General features: G+C 36.0%; 16 protein-coding genes. 10 read left to right on the top strand and 6 right to left on the bottom strand.

The window, feature by feature from the left end; translation table 11 throughout:
* Nucleotides 1-44 precede the first annotated feature (44 nt).
* Nucleotides 45-764, top strand: coding sequence for a glycosyltransferase family 2 protein (locus ACK4R1_RS04000; protein WP_409683910.1), 720 nt, complete (start codon nt 45-47; stop codon nt 762-764).
* A gap of 2 nt (nt 765-766) precedes the next feature.
* On the opposite strand, the gene ACK4R1_RS03995 is transcribed toward ACK4R1_RS04000, so the two are convergent.
* From ACK4R1_RS03995 to ACK4R1_RS03980, 4 genes are all read right to left on the bottom strand, one after another.
* A complete protein-coding gene (locus ACK4R1_RS03995) occupies nt 767-1,366 on the bottom strand; it encodes a DNA-3-methyladenine glycosylase family protein (protein WP_409683909.1) in 600 nt (199 codons plus the stop codon).
* Nucleotides 1,367-1,369: 3 nt separating this feature from the next.
* Nucleotides 1,370-3,856, bottom strand: a complete 2,487-nt coding sequence (locus ACK4R1_RS03990) for a DUF5686 family protein (RefSeq protein WP_409683907.1) — start codon at nt 3,854-3,856, stop codon at nt 1,370-1,372.
* A gap of 107 nt (nt 3,857-3,963) precedes the next feature.
* On the bottom strand, nt 3,964-4,941 hold the full coding sequence (locus ACK4R1_RS03985; RefSeq protein ID WP_409683905.1) for a pyruvate dehydrogenase complex E1 component subunit beta: 978 nt from the start codon (nt 4,939-4,941) through the stop codon (nt 3,964-3,966).
* A 146-nt stretch (nt 4,942-5,087) separates the two neighbouring features.
* On the bottom strand, nt 5,088-6,038 hold the full coding sequence (locus tag ACK4R1_RS03980; RefSeq protein WP_409683903.1) for a hypothetical protein: 951 nt from the start codon (nt 6,036-6,038) through the stop codon (nt 5,088-5,090).
* A 209-nt stretch (nt 6,039-6,247) separates the two neighbouring features.
* Between ACK4R1_RS03980 and ACK4R1_RS03975 the strand changes: the two genes are divergently transcribed.
* The 5 genes from ACK4R1_RS03975 to ACK4R1_RS03955 all read left to right on the top strand — a co-directional run bounded on the left by ACK4R1_RS03975 (nt 6,248) and on the right by ACK4R1_RS03955 (nt 10,759).
* On the top strand, nt 6,248-6,994 hold the full coding sequence (locus ACK4R1_RS03975; protein WP_409683901.1) for an electron transfer flavoprotein subunit beta/FixA family protein: 747 nt from the start codon (nt 6,248-6,250) through the stop codon (nt 6,992-6,994).
* Nucleotides 6,995-7,067: 73 nt separating this feature from the next.
* Entirely contained in the window at nt 7,068-8,036 is a 969-nt protein-coding gene (locus ACK4R1_RS03970; RefSeq protein ID WP_409683899.1) for an electron transfer flavoprotein subunit alpha/FixB family protein, read from the top strand.
* A gap of 231 nt (nt 8,037-8,267) precedes the next feature.
* A complete protein-coding gene (locus tag ACK4R1_RS03965; protein WP_409683897.1) occupies nt 8,268-8,894 on the top strand; it encodes a bifunctional nuclease domain-containing protein in 627 nt (208 codons plus the stop codon).
* Between the two features lie 94 nt (nt 8,895-8,988).
* Complete coding sequence (locus ACK4R1_RS03960) at nt 8,989-9,813, top strand: thymidylate synthase (RefSeq protein ID WP_409683895.1); 825 nt, start codon at nt 8,989-8,991, stop codon at nt 9,811-9,813.
* 10 nt (nt 9,814-9,823) lie between these two features.
* Nucleotides 9,824-10,759 (top strand): TonB family protein, encoded by a 936-nt coding sequence (locus tag ACK4R1_RS03955; protein ID WP_409683893.1) that lies wholly within the window; start codon nt 9,824-9,826, stop codon nt 10,757-10,759.
* Between the two features lie 54 nt (nt 10,760-10,813).
* On the opposite strand, the gene ACK4R1_RS03950 is transcribed toward ACK4R1_RS03955, so the two are convergent.
* Nucleotides 10,814-11,110 carry an isoamylase early set domain-containing protein gene (locus tag ACK4R1_RS03950; protein WP_291128213.1) on the bottom strand — a complete coding sequence of 99 codons (297 nt, stop codon included), beginning with the start codon at nt 11,108-11,110 and terminating at the stop codon, nt 10,814-10,816.
* 238 nt (nt 11,111-11,348) lie between these two features.
* Here ACK4R1_RS03950 and ACK4R1_RS03945 point away from each other — a divergent pair, with 238 nt between their 5' ends.
* From ACK4R1_RS03945 to ACK4R1_RS03930, 4 genes are all read left to right on the top strand, one after another.
* On the top strand, nt 11,349-11,684 hold the full coding sequence (locus tag ACK4R1_RS03945; protein WP_409683891.1) for a 2TM domain-containing protein: 336 nt from the start codon (nt 11,349-11,351) through the stop codon (nt 11,682-11,684).
* A gap of 1 nt (nt 11,685) precedes the next feature.
* A complete protein-coding gene (locus tag ACK4R1_RS03940; RefSeq protein ID WP_409683889.1) occupies nt 11,686-12,171 on the top strand; it encodes a dihydrofolate reductase in 486 nt (161 codons plus the stop codon).
* A 79-nt stretch (nt 12,172-12,250) separates the two neighbouring features.
* Nucleotides 12,251-12,985, top strand: a complete 735-nt coding sequence (gene ubiE, locus ACK4R1_RS03935; RefSeq protein ID WP_409683887.1) for a bifunctional demethylmenaquinone methyltransferase/2-methoxy-6-polyprenyl-1,4-benzoquinol methylase UbiE — start codon at nt 12,251-12,253, stop codon at nt 12,983-12,985.
* A 23-nt stretch (nt 12,986-13,008) separates the two neighbouring features.
* Entirely contained in the window at nt 13,009-13,710 is a 702-nt protein-coding gene (locus ACK4R1_RS03930; RefSeq protein WP_409683885.1) for a porin family protein, read from the top strand.
* A 16-nt stretch (nt 13,711-13,726) separates the two neighbouring features.
* Here ACK4R1_RS03930 and ACK4R1_RS03925 read toward each other — a convergent pair whose 3' ends face one another.
* Nucleotides 13,727-14,458 carry a TrmH family RNA methyltransferase gene (locus ACK4R1_RS03925; protein WP_409683883.1) on the bottom strand — a complete coding sequence of 244 codons (732 nt, stop codon included), beginning with the start codon at nt 14,456-14,458 and terminating at the stop codon, nt 13,727-13,729.
* Between the last annotated feature and the right edge of the window lie 34 nt (nt 14,459-14,492).

Here is a 14,492-nt window from a genome sequence, read left to right as displayed (position 1 = left end):
TTACTTAGGCAAAAAAACTATTTTTGAGAAATAATTAAATCCAAATGGCGATTAAAACCCTTTCTATCGTAATTCCAGCCTACAATGAAGGTCCAACTATTTATAAAATATTGGACAAGATAAAAGCCGTTTCACTGATTAATGCTATTGAAAAAGAAGTCATTATTGTGAATGATTGCAGTAAAGACAATACCGTAAAAAGTATACAAACTTATATCTTGAACAATCCTGAGTTGAACATTGTTTTTTTAGAACATACTAAAAACAAAGGCAAAGGCGCGGCCTTACACACCGGAATAGAAAAAGCCTCCGGAGAAGTAATCGTGATTCAAGATGCTGATTTGGAATATGATCCTCAAGAATACAATATTCTTTTAAAACCCATAATTGATGATGTAGCCGATGTGGTTTACGGCAGTCGGTTTATGGGCGGAAAACCACACCGCATTTTGTTCTTTTGGCATAGCATCGGAAATAAGTTTTTGACTTTTTTGAGCAATATGTTTTCCAACTTGAATTTAACCGACATGGAAACTTGCTACAAAATGTTTCGTACTGAAGTTTTAAAATCGATTACACTTAAAGAAAAAAGATTTGGGTTTGAGCCTGAAGTCACTCAAAAAGTGGCTCGAATTCCAAAAGTTAGAATCTACGAAGTTGGCATTAGTTATTACGGCAGAACTTTTGAAGAAGGCAAAAAAATCAGTTGGCGAGATGGTTTTCATGCCATCTATTGTATTTTCAGATATGGGATTTTCAGATAAAACTACACTATAAATTTGCGGTTTCGTTTTATCAAATAATGGTGCCAAAGAAAGAAAGTCGCCATACTTCGGTAAGGTTTCCAATTCTCAGCCAGCAAGATCATCGCTTCTTTATCTTCGCAACCGTATAATTCTTTAATCGTATTGACCACAGCTATATCACCCATCGGAAGTATATCAGGAGATTGCAAGGAGAACATCAAATAAACATCGATTGTCCAATGACCGATGCCTTTGATTTTGATTAATTCGTTTCTGACTTCATCGGGATGTTTTTGAGAAAGGGTTTCCAGAACCAAAGTTTTGTTTAAAATGGCTTCCGCCAAAGCTTTCAGGTAAATGTTTTTTTGTCGACTGACACCACAATTTCTCAGCGTTTCTTCTGAAGCACAAATGGTAGTTTCCGGAGTAACATCGCCTAACGCCTTTTCAATTTTGACATAACAAGCACGAGCCGATTCAATCGAAACTTGTTGTTCTAAAATGAGCTTGCATAAAGTTTGGAAGCCTTCAGGACGCGATGGAATATTAGGAATGCCATATTGCTGATGCAGTTTTTGAAATACTTCATCCTTCTCAACCAAATAAGCAATCGCTTCCATTGGTTAGAAATAGAATCCAAACGAACCTTTAATCGTGAAATTATTCGTGTCCGGCAAGTCTCTGTAATTGGCTCTCCAAGCAAAATCCAAACGAAATACTTTGAAGATATTTCCAATACCCGCGCTGTATTCCCAATAAGGTTTTTCAGGTGCTTTGTAGATTAATCCCGAAGCATTAATTGCTTGGTTTTCATCGGAAAAAGTTCCGTAAACACCTCGAATTCCAATAATTTCACGAAGATTTAATTTTCTCAAAGCCGGAATTCTGGCAAATATTTTTCCGTTGAAATTGTGTTCCCATTGAAAAGTGGCGTATTCATCGGTTACAAACTCATAAAAATTTAAGTTGCTGAACGTGTTTTCAATAATAAAATAAGTTTGGTTTCCCGGAACAACACTCATCAATCCTAATGGAATTTGACCAAAAGTTTTTCCTAACTCCATAGTAAAATTGGAACGCCCTAAAGCACCAATTATTATAGGTTGTTTGTAATACAATTGGATTTTTTGATAATCAAAATCACTATCAATTAAACCCTTAAATCCTTGACTGTAGTTGATAAAAAAACGACTATACGGACTATCGACTTCGCGTCTTTCAACACCATAACCGATGGTTTTTCGCTTAGGAGTAAATTCAACCTGAAGATTAATTTCTGACTGTTTTACTTCACTGGCGGTAGTTGTAAAAGTATCATCGGTAAAATAATTCAAACTAAAAGTATCAGAAGCAGATTCCAAGGTTCGATAAGAAAATCCTAGTTGGAATGTTAAGTTTTTCACCGGTTCAATTTCGGCCGCCAAAGTACTTAAATTGATGTTGGTCAGCTTTCCATTGGCTCCGGTTGTAAAGAGTCCGGATGAAGCATAACTTCTTCCTAAAACATCATTGGTCGTGGTTAAACTAGCACCAATTTGCTCTACATCTCGCCTATTCCCACCGGAAAGAATGATTCGATTTTTCTTATCAACCATCCATTTTCCTGAAGCACCGTATTTGAATTTATTATCTTCAAATCCGTAAGCGGTATAACCTTGCAAACGCCAGGTATCATTTGGCCCGAAATAGGTTCGGCCGCCGGCTCGTATACGCCAACCTTCGACTTCGTTAAATCCGAGTGTTGAAAAAATCGGTCCGTAATCAAAATTACCCCATTGGATGTAACCGCTACCTAAAATGGAAACCAAATTGTACATCTGCTTGAAACGTTTTACCGTTTTCAAAGTGTCAATCATTTTATAAATACCAACTTCATCTTTGTTCAGTCTTTCAAAACGATTTTGCTCCCAAAACTCGTCGGTTTTACTGTAAACTTCATTGTCAATAAAATTCACTTCTTGTTTGTAGAATTTCTCCGGCTTCTTTTCGTCGAATTTAAAATTCCTGTAAAGTGTGGTTCTTTTTCCGTAAACACCTTTAGATTCTTCTTTTTTACGCAAAGCGAAATCAGACATCATGTAATCTCTTGTTGGTAAGAAAACAGAATCGTTCAAAACTTCAAATTCTTGTTCAATATAAATGTCTTTTACCCAGTTGATATTGGCACTTTTAGTCACTGCCATATTGATGGTTTTGATGGCGAAAGTCGAATCGTTTACCCAAAAATCTCCTTTAAAAGTCAATTCATTTTTACGCCTTGGATAAAAAACAATATTGTAACACCACTTATTATCAATGAAAGCCGTATCGGTCAACACATAATTATAAACATCAATTCCGGTACGCGATAAAGGGCTGACAAAACTCTTATCGAAAAAGTTCAAATAGTTGTCGTAAATATCAAAATCGTTGTATAAATCTTTGATAAACATATTCACACCATCACCATTGCCTAAACCTGAGTTTTTATTAGCTTTTAAAACTTCTTTGGTTTTTTTGGTTTCATTGTCACCATAAAAATCCGAAATCGATTCGTTGATAAAAATCGGTAAATACGTTTTTCCGGTAACGCTTGAAGTATCAATGTTTTTGAAGACAAACTCCATTCCTTTGAAAATTTTCTTGCTCATAAAGGCACTGTCGATAGTATTCATATCAAATTCAACCTTTTCATATTTTTCAAATTGGTATTGTTTGAACATTTTCAAACCGTTCTTTCTTCTTCGCTCCCAAATTTTTCGCAAAATATCTAAGGCAGGATTGTTTTTTTTAGATGTTTTCCCTGCAAATATTTTGATTTCTTTCAAAGTATTTCCTTCTTTTAGGATAACCTTAAAATCATAATTGACTAATTTGGGTAACGGCACTTCTTTGTCGGGAAACCCAACAAATGAAACAATGATCGCTGTATAATTTTCGGGAGATTCTATATAAAATCTACCATCTTCATTGGAAACAACTCCACCGGTTTTAGCCCCTTTAAAAACAATGTTGGCATAAGGAACAGGCTCATTCGAATTGTCTAAAACAATTCCGCTTACTTTGGTTTGAGCAGAAATACTGTTTGCAAAAGCAAAAAGGAAAATAATTAGCGTAAATATCTTTTTCATTGGCAAAAAAAAACTTCATCTTTTTAGTCAGATGAAGTTTCAAATATAGTTATTTAGGTTATTAAATTTCTGGATTATTAGATTTTTGGATTGAATTTTCTAACAATCTATTTATAAGTCACTTTTTTAACTGCTTTGATTACATCTTCAGCATTCGGCAACCACTCTTTTAATAAGGTTGGAGAATAAGGTGCAGGTGTATCAGCCGTTGTGATTCTTTGGATTGGCGCATCTAGATAATCGAAGGCTCTTTCCTGAACCATATAAGTGATTTCAGAAGCTACACTGGCAAATGGCCAAGCTTCTTCTAATACTACTAAGCGGTTTGTTTTTTTAACCGAATTGATAATCGCATCATAATCCATTGGACGAACGGTTCTCAAGTCGATAATCTCACAAGAAATACCTTCTTTCGCCAATTCGTCAGCAGCGATAAAAGCTTCTTTGATGATTTTCCCAAAAGAAACGATAGTTACATCAGTTCCTTCTCTTTTGATATCAGCAACTCCTAATGGAATAGTGTATTCTTCTTCAGGCACTTCTCCTTTGTCGCCATACATTTGCTCAGATTCCATGAAAATTACCGGATCATTATCGCGTATAGCTGATTTCAATAATCCTTTAGCATCATAAACCGTTGATGGAACCACTACTTTCAATCCCGGAGTGTTGGCAAACCAGTTTTCAAAAGCTTGTGAGTGCGTTGCTCCTAATTGTCCTGCAGAAGCAGTAGGGCCGCGGAATACCATCGGCATCGGGAACTGTCCGGCAGACATTTGACGCATTTTAGCAGCGTTATTGATGATTTGATCAATCCCAACTAACGAAAAATTAAACGTCATATATTCAACAATCGGACGGTTACCATTCATGGCCGAACCTACCGCAATTCCGGCAAAACCAAGTTCTGCTATGGGCGTGTCGATTACTCTTTTTGGTCCGAACTCATCTAACATTCCTTTAGAAGCTTTGTAAGCACCGTTGTATTCGGCTACTTCTTCACCCATTAAATATACTGATTCGTCGCGACGCATTTCTTCACTCATCGCTTCGGCAATCGCTTCTCTAAATTGTATCGTTCTCATATGTAAATTACTTTGTATCTATTTTGGAAAGCAAAAGTAAAAATTAAAAACGATAAAAATATTTTTTGGCGGGAATTTATATTTTGTTCAGATAAAAAAGAGAGCTTGTTTTTAACGAAAACGTTGTAAATTCAAAATAGAGCATTTTATTCAAAAAAGTACTCTAAACTAAATCGGCTAAAAAGCGCTCCAGCATTTAAGGTTTTATAATCACTCATCTGAGTAAAATTGATATCAAAAGGCGTATTGGTAATTTCAAATCCGATTTCTCCACCGCCAAACGAAGTTGTGAAAGTACTCATCGTTTTAGGCGATAAATTTCTGGCGTTTATATTATTAATAGCGCCGGTTTGAAGATGGTATAACAGCATTAAAGTTTTCCTTCCAAAAGTAGCGTTCATAGCCACGGCTAAAGGATTGGTGAAATTGGAATAAGTGGCCGAATTGGTTAAGGTTAAAGTAAGTTCTCCATTGGTTCCCACATTAAAATATTGCTCATTGAGAATGTTACTATTGGCATCATAAGTAGTCAGAACTCTTTCTTCGGCATTGTTAATCATGTCTTGTTCTTCAAAGTAAGTACGATTTTGATTTTGATCCAATACTATTTTAAAGTTGGCAATATTGGTATAGCTTACACCATTATTTGTACTTCTGTTCCATTGTGAAAAAATAGTGTCTTGGGTATGCGTAAAAGTGTGTTTTTGAATAGCCGTAATCTGATTGGATGTATTATACGATTCTTGTCTAAATTCAATCAGTTTGTCATTAGAATCATAAACATAGTTGTTTTTTAAAGCCATAACTCCATTAGCAAAACTTGATGTTGATACAATCTTATTTCCTATGTAGTCATAAGCCGTATTATTCGATACTGAAGTTGAAACATTCGTTCTAACGGCGCTGAGAATCTTATTATTTTGTAATTCATAATAAATAGAATCAATGATAACATTAGGCGAACTGCTCACGTTGTAGTTTTTCTGTACAAAACCCGAAAGGGATACTTCCTCATTGGTTCCTGATCCGTCATCATCATTCGAACATGAAAATAATAATGACACAAGCATTAGTAATAAATAGTTTAGGTTTTTCATAGCTTTTTAAATTTTGTTGGTTTCTTAGTAGAGTCGTTTTTACCAAAAGGTTGCTTCTCAAAACGAAAATACTTTCAATTATTATCAGATTCCTATACCAATACTACGAAAACGATTGAAATTTGAAAAAATAATATGCATGCATATAAAAATTAGAAATATATTTTATACTTTTACGCTTTGAAAAAATTCACTTAATAGACACAACAATGAAAATATTAGTTTGCATCAGCCATGTTCCTGATACTACTTCAAAAATCAACTTTGTTAACGGTGATTCTGAATTTGACACCAATGGTGTACAATTCGTAATTAACCCTAATGACGAGTTCGGATTAACCAGAGCGATTTGGTTCCAAGAACAACAAGGCGCTAATGTAACTGTCGTTAATGTTGGCGGGCCGGATACTGAACCTACCTTAAGAAAAGCATTAGCCATCGGAGCTAATGAAGCGATTCGTGTTAATGCTACGCCTACAGACGGTTTTTTTGTAGCCAAACAGTTAGCCGAAGTGGTAAAAACAGGCGGTTACGATTTAGTAATCTGCGGAAAAGAATCTTTGGATTACAACGGTGGAATGGTTCCGGGCATGTTAGCCGGTTTATTAGATTACAACTTTGTAAACTCTTGTACCGAATTAAAAATCGACGGAAATTCAGCCAAAGCTGCTCGTGAAATCGACGGTGGAAAAGAAACCATTGCCGCAGCTTTACCTTTAGTAATCGGAGGCCAAAAAGGTTTAGTAGAAGAAAAAGACCTACGCATTCCAAACATGAGAGGTATCATGACTGCCAGAACAAAAGTGTTGACGGTTTTAGAACCAATTGGTGCTGATGTTAATACCAAAGCAGTAAAGTTTGAAAAACCGGCTCCAAAATCTGCCGTGAAATTATTTTCAGCAGACGATTTAGACGGTTTGGTAAACGCCTTACACAACGAAGCTAAAGTAATCTAATAATCAGTATTCAGTCTCAGTGTTCAGTAGCAAAACTTTAAACCTGAAACTTTAAACTTTAAACAAAAAAATCATGTCATTATTAATATACGCAGAATCGGCAGACGGAAAATTCAAGAAAGTAGCTTTTGAATTAGCGTCTTATGCGAAAAAAGTAGCCGAATCGTTAGGAACAACCGTAACCGCTGTAACAGTAAACGCAGGTAATGTTTCCGATTTATCCAAATACGGAGTAGACAAAGTATTAAAAGTATCTAACGACAAGTTGGCCAACTTCAACGCGAAAGCTTACGCTGACGTAGTAAAACACGCCGCTCAAAAAGAAGGTGCCAAAGTAATTTTATTGTCTTCTACAACCGACAGTTTATACATGGCGCCATTGGTAGCCGTTGGTTTAGACGCCGGATTTGCTTCAAATGTGGTTGGATTGCCTTTGAGCACTTCACCTTTCCAAGTGAAAAGAAATGCTTTCTCTAACAAAGCCTTTAACATCACCGAGATCTCAACTGAAGTTAAAGTTTTAAGCTTAGCCAAAAACTCTTACGGATTGGTAGAAAGCACTGCGGCTGCAACTGAAGAAGATTTCGCACCCAATTTAAACGATGCCGATTTCAACGTAAAAGTAGAATCTGTAGAAAAATCTTCTGGCAAAGTAACCATCGCCGATGCTGATATCGTAGTATCGGGCGGACGTGGTTTAAAAGGCCCGGAAAATTGGGGATTAATCGAAGATTTAGCCGCAACGTTGGGCGCAGCCACCGCTTGTTCCAAACCGGTATCTGATTTAGGTTGGAGACCTCACAGCGAACACGTTGGCCAAACCGGAAAACCGGTAGCGACTAATTTATATATCGCGGTTGGAATTTCAGGAGCGATTCAGCACATTGCCGGAATCAACTCTTCTAAAGTAAAAGTAGTCATCAATAGCGATGCCGAAGCACCTTTCTTTAAAGTAGCCGATTACGGAATTGTGGGCGATGCATTCGACATCTTGCCGCGCTTGACCCAAAAACTAAAAGAGTTCAAAGCGCAAAACGCTTAAACCATTATTAATTCATTATTAAGAGTCGTTGAAAAACTTTATTTCTAACGACTCTTTTTTTGTGCTTTCCATTTTTAGAAGCGAAAAGTTTTTGTTACTTTGCAGTCCATTTTCCTGCTGTCCGCACTACACGGTAGTTGCTGCCATCAGGGCTAGACGGGAAACCATTTTTGTATTTGTAAACATAAAAAGTCTTAGTACGTTGTACTTAATACTTGATACTAAAGAATAATGAGTTTAGTAAAACTAACCATAAAAGGAATATCCTACAGCCAAACGCAAAACGGAGCCTATGCTCTGATTTTAAATGAAGTAGACGGCGAAAGAAAATTACCTATTGTCATTGGCGCTTTTGAAGCACAATCCATCGCTATTGCCTTGGAAAAAGAAATCAAACCGCCAAGACCATTAACGCACGACTTATTCAAAAGTTTCGCCGATCGATTCGATATTGTGGTAAAGCAAGTCATTATCCACAAGTTGGTTGATGGTGTTTTCTACTCGAGTATCATTTGCGAACGCGACAAAATTGAAGAAATCATAGATGCAAGAACTTCAGATGCCATTGCTTTGGCATTGCGATTCAACGCACCAATTTTCACTTATAAAAATATCTTAGACAAAGCCGGAATTTACCTCAACACCAATCCAACCGATATCGAAAATCAAAACATCGAAGACGAAGGCGTGCTGTCAACACCGGAAACTTTTGGTTTAGACAGTGAAGGCAAAGCTGGCGATTTATATGTAAGCATGAGTCTTTCGGAACTACACGAAGCATTAGAAAAAGCGGTTCAGGACGAAGATTACGAGAAAGCAGCGAAAATAAGAGACGAAATTTCAAAGAGAGAAAGCTAGTGATTATTTTGAATGTTAAATGCTAAATGTTGAATGTCTTTAGCTTTCATTTGAATCATTCAAAATTCAACATTCAAAATTTAAAATTACTTTTATGAAGCAATACCACGATTTAGTGCGACACGTTTTGGAAAACGGTTGCCAAAAAGGAGACAGAACCGGAACCGGAACCAAAAGTGTTTTTGGTTACCAAATGCGTTTTGATTTAAATGAAGGTTTCCCTATGGTGACAACCAAAAAACTGCATTTAAAATCGATTGTTTATGAATTGCTTTGGTTTTTGAAAGGCGAAACCAATATTGCTTACCTCAAAGAAAACGGTGTCAAAATTTGGGACGAATGGGCCGATGAAAATGGCGATTTGGGTCCGGTTTATGGTCACCAATGGCGCAATTGGAACAGCGAAGAAATCGACCAAATCACCGAATTAATTGAGACTTTAAAGACAAATCCAAACAGCCGACGCATGTTGGTTTCCGCATGGAATCCTTCGGTGTTGCCGGATACTTCGAAATCCTTTGCTGAAAATGTAGCCAATGGCAAAGCGGCTTTACCACCATGTCACGCTTTCTTTCAGTTTTATGTAGCCGACGGCAAATTATCTTGTCAATTGTACCAAAGAAGCGCTGATATTTTCCTTGGCGTACCTTTTAACATTGCTTCTTATGCCTTATTCACCATGATGATTGCTCAAGTTTGTGACTTACAAGTAGGTGAATTCATCCACACTTTTGGCGATGCCCATATTTACAACAACCATTTCGAACAAGTGGAATTACAATTGTCGCGCGAACCAAGACCTTTGCCTAAAATGATTCTAAATCCTGAAGTGAAAAACATATTCAACTTTACTTTTGAAGATTTCACTTTGATTGATTATGACCCGCATCCACATATTAAAGGTGCTGTGGCGGTTTAAAAAAACAGCTATGAAAAAGCTTTCTAACTTCTTTTTGTTTTTTACAACAATACTCTTGGCGCAAAACGATCAAGACAAAATTATTTTTTTAGACTCCTTGAATAAAGAAACTACTATTGAAAATTACAGTTACAAGAGAGTCATCAAAGATTATTATAAAGAAAAAACAGAATACCATTGGCTGGAATATTATAAATCTGGAAATCTCAAATCAGAGAAAAAACTTAGTGGAAAAGACGGCGGATATCCTATTGGCGAAGAAGTTCAGTATTATGAGAATGGAAACAAAAAGAGTTCAGAATATTATGAAAATAAAATGCGTTCCGGAAAGAAAACTGTTTGGTATGAAAAAGGCACTTTAATGCTTGAAGGATACTTTAATCCCGAAAAAATTAGAACTCCTGAATATTACATTCTCGAATCATTTTGGAATGAAAACGAAACTAAAACGATTGACAAGGGCAATGGCCATTATAAGACCGATGCGGAAGAAGGTGAATACATTAACGGTTTAAAGCATGGCACTTGGTTAAGTGGAAAATATGACTCTGGTTTTGATTATTACACCGACGAATACAAACTAGGTGAATTTATCTCAGGTTATCGGATTGATGCAAACGGCATCAGGCACAACTACGATTTCCTTGAAAAAAAACCGCAACCCTCAAACGGACTTCAGGATTTCTACCAGTATATCAGTAAAAATTTCAACCCAACTCGGGAAGCAATAAAAAACAAAGTCAAAGGAAGAATCTTGCTCGCCTTTGTAGTGGAAAAGGATGGCAGCATAGTTGACATTAAAATAATTAAAGGGTTGCGCTACGGCTTAGATGAAGAAGCTGTCCGAGTTATTCAAAACTGCCCGTCTTGGATTCCGGGTGAGCAAAGAGGTATTCCAATAAGATGCTCCTACAACCTTCCTTTATCCATTGATTATAGCAAATAAAAAAATCCGTCTCGAAATCGAAACGGATTTTTTACTTCTAACCAAAACTAAAACCTATAGTGCTAACACACTATTTTCTGCTCCGGCAAATTCGTTATAAGCATAACTGTCTGCCTCTGGATCGTTTACATAAGTTCCGTCCACTAAATATTTAAATTCAAAAGAATTGTCTTTTGGCAAGTCAAAAGTAGCTTTGAAAGTTCCGTTTTTCAATTTAGACAATTCACCTTCTGATGGATTCCAATTATTAAAATCTCCTACTACTGCTGCTGTATTTGCTTCTTTTGCCTCGATTGAAAAGGTAACTTTAACAACCGGTTTTGTTTTTATAACTTGTTTCTTGATAGCCATAACTAATTCATTTATAGATTACTTAGGCAAAGTAAAGCGATTTTTTTATAGGTTTTACACGCCTAATTATTTTTACGACATTGCTAAAAACATAGCCAAATAAAAAGAAGATTTACAATTAAAAAGCACTAAAATTTTACATCTGTGATTAAGAAATCGGTTTCGTAATACATTATCCCAAAATGAAATTTTAACATTTTAAAAATAAATTCTATCTTTAAGGCACAAATTTCGGCTTATGGAAAACAATCAACACGAATTATACGAATATGCGAGAGACAGAATCAAACAAAAAAAGCGTTTGTTTGTTCACTTTATTGTTCTAGCCATTGGCAGTCTCTTTTTATTTGTTGCCAATCATTGGTTGAACTTTCACGAGGAAACCAATTGGTGGATTTGGATTGTAGTGGTTTGGTCATGTCTTTTCATTTTTCACATTATCAAAGTTCTTATTACCGATAGTTTTATGAATAAAAACTGGGAAAGAGCACAAATTGACAAGTTAATGCTCAAACAAACCAAGAAAATCGAAAAATTAAAAAACGACTTGGAAAATTCAAACCCAACGCCATAAAATGATTACACTTATAGCCGCTGTTGCCGAAAACAACGCCCTTGGCAAAGACAACCAACTGCTTTGGCATTTGCCCGATGATTTCAAAAGATTCAAAACAATGACTTCCGGTCATTATATTATCATGGGAAGAAAAACTTTTGAGAGTTTCCCAAAACCATTACCCAATAGAACACACGTAATTATCTCGCGTCAAAAAAATTATCTGCCCGATGGCTGTATCGTGGTTGATTCCTTGGAAAAAGCGATTCAAGCTTGTCCCAAAGGAGAAGAAATTTTTATCATTGGCGGAGGCCAAATCTACAAACAATCTATAGCCATTGCTGATAAAGTTGACATCACTCGAGTACACCAAACTTTTGATGCTGACACTTATTTCCCTGAGATCAATTTGGACGAATGGCAATTGATTTTTGAAGAATTCCACCCAAAAGATGAAAGACACCCATTCGATTTTACTTTTCAAACCTTTGTTCGAAAACAATAATTTGTTCCACAATTCTTAAAGAAAACGATAAGCTTTAGGGCAATTAAAATAATGACTTATATTTGTCGAAAATTCGAGCATGTCAAAGCAAATTACACCTTACAAAGAATCTACTCTAGGCAAAAAAGAACAAGTCACCCAAATGTTTGATACCATTTCGGGAGAATATGACGGTTTGAACAGAGTCATTTCGATGGGTATTGATGTTAAATGGAGAAAGAAAGTAATCGAATTGGTCAAAGAAAAAAATCCGGAAAATGCGTTAGACATTGCCACCGGAACCGGCGATTTAGCGATCATGATGGCCGAATCAACGGCTGCTAAAAAAATCATTGGTTTAGATTTGTCAGTCGGTATGCTCGAAGTGGGCAAGAAAAAAATTCTCGATAAAAATTTGGCAGACAAAATAGAAATGGTTGTTGGCGACAGTGAAAATATTCCTTATCCCGACAATTATTTTGATGCCATAACGGTTTCTTTCGGCATCAGAAACTTTGAAACTTTGGAAAAAGGATTGGCCGAAATCTATCGTGTTTTAAAACCAAACGGCATTTTTGTGATCTTAGAAACTTCGGTGCCAACCAAATTTCCGTTTAAACAAGGTTATGGTTTTTACACCAAATTTATTCTTCCGTTAATCGGTAAAATATTTTCTAAAGACAATAAGGCTTATGGTTATCTATCGGAATCGGCCGCTAATTTTCCTTTTGGCGAAGCCTTAAACAATATTTTGAGAAAAGTTTCGTTTATAGAATGTAAAGCCATGCCGCAAACCTTTGGAGTCGCAACCATTTACACTGCTACAAAAAAATAAAAATTGAAGTTGCCAGCATCATAATGAAGAAATTAATTGTCCTTTTTGTTCTTTTTAACCTTACTGCGAATGCGCAATTTGGAAAAAGCATCTTTTCTAGAGACCCAATTGTAAATTTGGAGAATTTTGACAAGCAAAGAGTTTATTGGGGTTATTTTTTAGGCTTCAGCACCTTCGATTTTAAAACTGATTATAAAGTTCCCGGACAAGACATTAATGTTAAAGGCAATAGTGGTTTCAATGTTGGTTTAGTTGGGGTTTTGAGATTACATGAATATGTAGAATTGCGTTTCGAACCGGGCTTGTATTATGCGAGCCGCACCTTAACTTATTCTGGTTTTACTCAAGAAAGAGATGCTTTGAGAGAAGTGAAAGCGACTTATATTGACTTTCCTTTGATGTTAAAGTTTTCTTCTTTACGTACCGGAAATGTCAGACCCTATTTACTTGGTGGCGTTGGAACTACATTGAACTTATCGAGTAATTCCAAATCACAAGATGACAACTCCGAACAGAAATTCAGGGTAAAGCCTTGGACACAAAACTATACTGTTGGTTTCGGAATTGATTTATACTTTGAATACTTCAAGTTTTCGCCTTCAATCAGAGGTGTTTTCGGATTTAATGATGAGTTAATCCGAGACGATGACCCAAATAGTCCATGGACTGGCAATATTGAATCAATGAAAACCCGTGCGGTGTTAATCAACTTTACTTTCCATTAAAAATAAAGGCAATTCGCTAGAGCGTATTTCTTCTAAATTCACTTAAGAATATTGCTGTGGCTGTGGCTACGTTTAAACTTTCGGTTTTTTGAATATCGCCAAATCTTGGTATAGCAATTCTGTTTTTGATGATTTTTTCTAAAGTTGAAGAAATTCCATTGGCTTCGTTGCCAAAAATTAAAACGCCTTCTATGGGTAATATTTCTTTATAAATATTCTTTCCGTCCATAAAAGTACCGAAAACCGGCAATGAAGTATTGGAAACAAACTCATTCAAATCGAGATAACTCACATTCACCCTGCTAATCGAACCCATACTGGCTTGAATCACCTTTGGATTATAAAGATCAACTGTTTCTTTGGAACAAACCAATTGTTTTATACCAAACCAATCACAAAGTCGGATAATTGTGCCTAAATTTCCCGGATCTCGAATATCATCTAAAGCTACTATTAACCCTTTTTCTTCTCTCTCAACTGGTTTTGGGATTTTGAAAATAGCCAAGGACGAACTCGGAGAAGTCAAGGCCGAGATTCTTTTCATATCGGTTGCTGGAATCAGTGTTTTTTGTGAAGGACTAATCTTTTCAAAAATAGCTTCAGTAACGAATAAATGTTCTAATACAAAATTTGATACTAACAATTCCTGTATTACTTTTACACCTTCGGCTATAAACAATTGATGCTCGTTTCGGTATTTTTTATGTTGAAGACTGGTAATTAATTTTATTTGGTTTTTACTAACCATAAAATACTGTATTTTTGAATTAAATATTTCACAC

The sequence above is a fragment of the Flavobacterium sp. genome, from assembly GCF_046293665.1.
Lineage (GTDB): Bacteria > Bacteroidota > Bacteroidia > Flavobacteriales > Flavobacteriaceae > Flavobacterium.
Note: the sequence above shows the minus strand (reverse complement) of the source record. Positions and strands in the feature narration are given on the sequence as shown.

Coding starts and splice junctions, on each gene's coding strand:
- ACK4R1_RS03955 (WP_409683893.1), top strand. CDS start 9,824: ATGAAAAAGCTTTCTAACTTCTTTTTGTTTTTTACAACAATACTCTTG.
- ACK4R1_RS03975 (WP_409683901.1), top strand. CDS start 6,248: ATGAAAATATTAGTTTGCATCAGCCATGTTCCTGATACTACTTCAAAA.
- ACK4R1_RS03960 (WP_409683895.1), top strand. CDS start 8,989: ATGAAGCAATACCACGATTTAGTGCGACACGTTTTGGAAAACGGTTGC.
- ACK4R1_RS03980 (WP_409683903.1), bottom strand. CDS start 6,038: ATGAAAAACCTAAACTATTTATTACTAATGCTTGTGTCATTATTATTT.
- ACK4R1_RS03990 (WP_409683907.1), bottom strand. CDS start 3,856: ATGAAAAAGATATTTACGCTAATTATTTTCCTTTTTGCTTTTGCAAAC.
- ubiE (WP_409683887.1), top strand. CDS start 12,251: ATGTCAAAGCAAATTACACCTTACAAAGAATCTACTCTAGGCAAAAAA.
- ACK4R1_RS03950 (WP_291128213.1), bottom strand. CDS start 11,110: ATGGCTATCAAGAAACAAGTTATAAAAACAAAACCGGTTGTTAAAGTT.
- ACK4R1_RS03945 (WP_409683891.1), top strand. CDS start 11,349: ATGGAAAACAATCAACACGAATTATACGAATATGCGAGAGACAGAATC.
- ACK4R1_RS03940 (WP_409683889.1), top strand. CDS start 11,686: ATGATTACACTTATAGCCGCTGTTGCCGAAAACAACGCCCTTGGCAAA.
- ACK4R1_RS03965 (WP_409683897.1), top strand. CDS start 8,268: ATGAGTTTAGTAAAACTAACCATAAAAGGAATATCCTACAGCCAAACG.
- ACK4R1_RS03970 (WP_409683899.1), top strand. CDS start 7,068: ATGTCATTATTAATATACGCAGAATCGGCAGACGGAAAATTCAAGAAA.
- ACK4R1_RS03930 (WP_409683885.1), top strand. CDS start 13,009: ATGAAGAAATTAATTGTCCTTTTTGTTCTTTTTAACCTTACTGCGAAT.
- ACK4R1_RS03995 (WP_409683909.1), bottom strand. CDS start 1,366: ATGGAAGCGATTGCTTATTTGGTTGAGAAGGATGAAGTATTTCAAAAA.
- ACK4R1_RS03925 (WP_409683883.1), bottom strand. CDS start 14,458: ATGGTTAGTAAAAACCAAATAAAATTAATTACCAGTCTTCAACATAAA.
- ACK4R1_RS03985 (WP_409683905.1), bottom strand. CDS start 4,941: ATGAGAACGATACAATTTAGAGAAGCGATTGCCGAAGCGATGAGTGAA.
- ACK4R1_RS04000 (WP_409683910.1), top strand. CDS start 45: ATGGCGATTAAAACCCTTTCTATCGTAATTCCAGCCTACAATGAAGGT.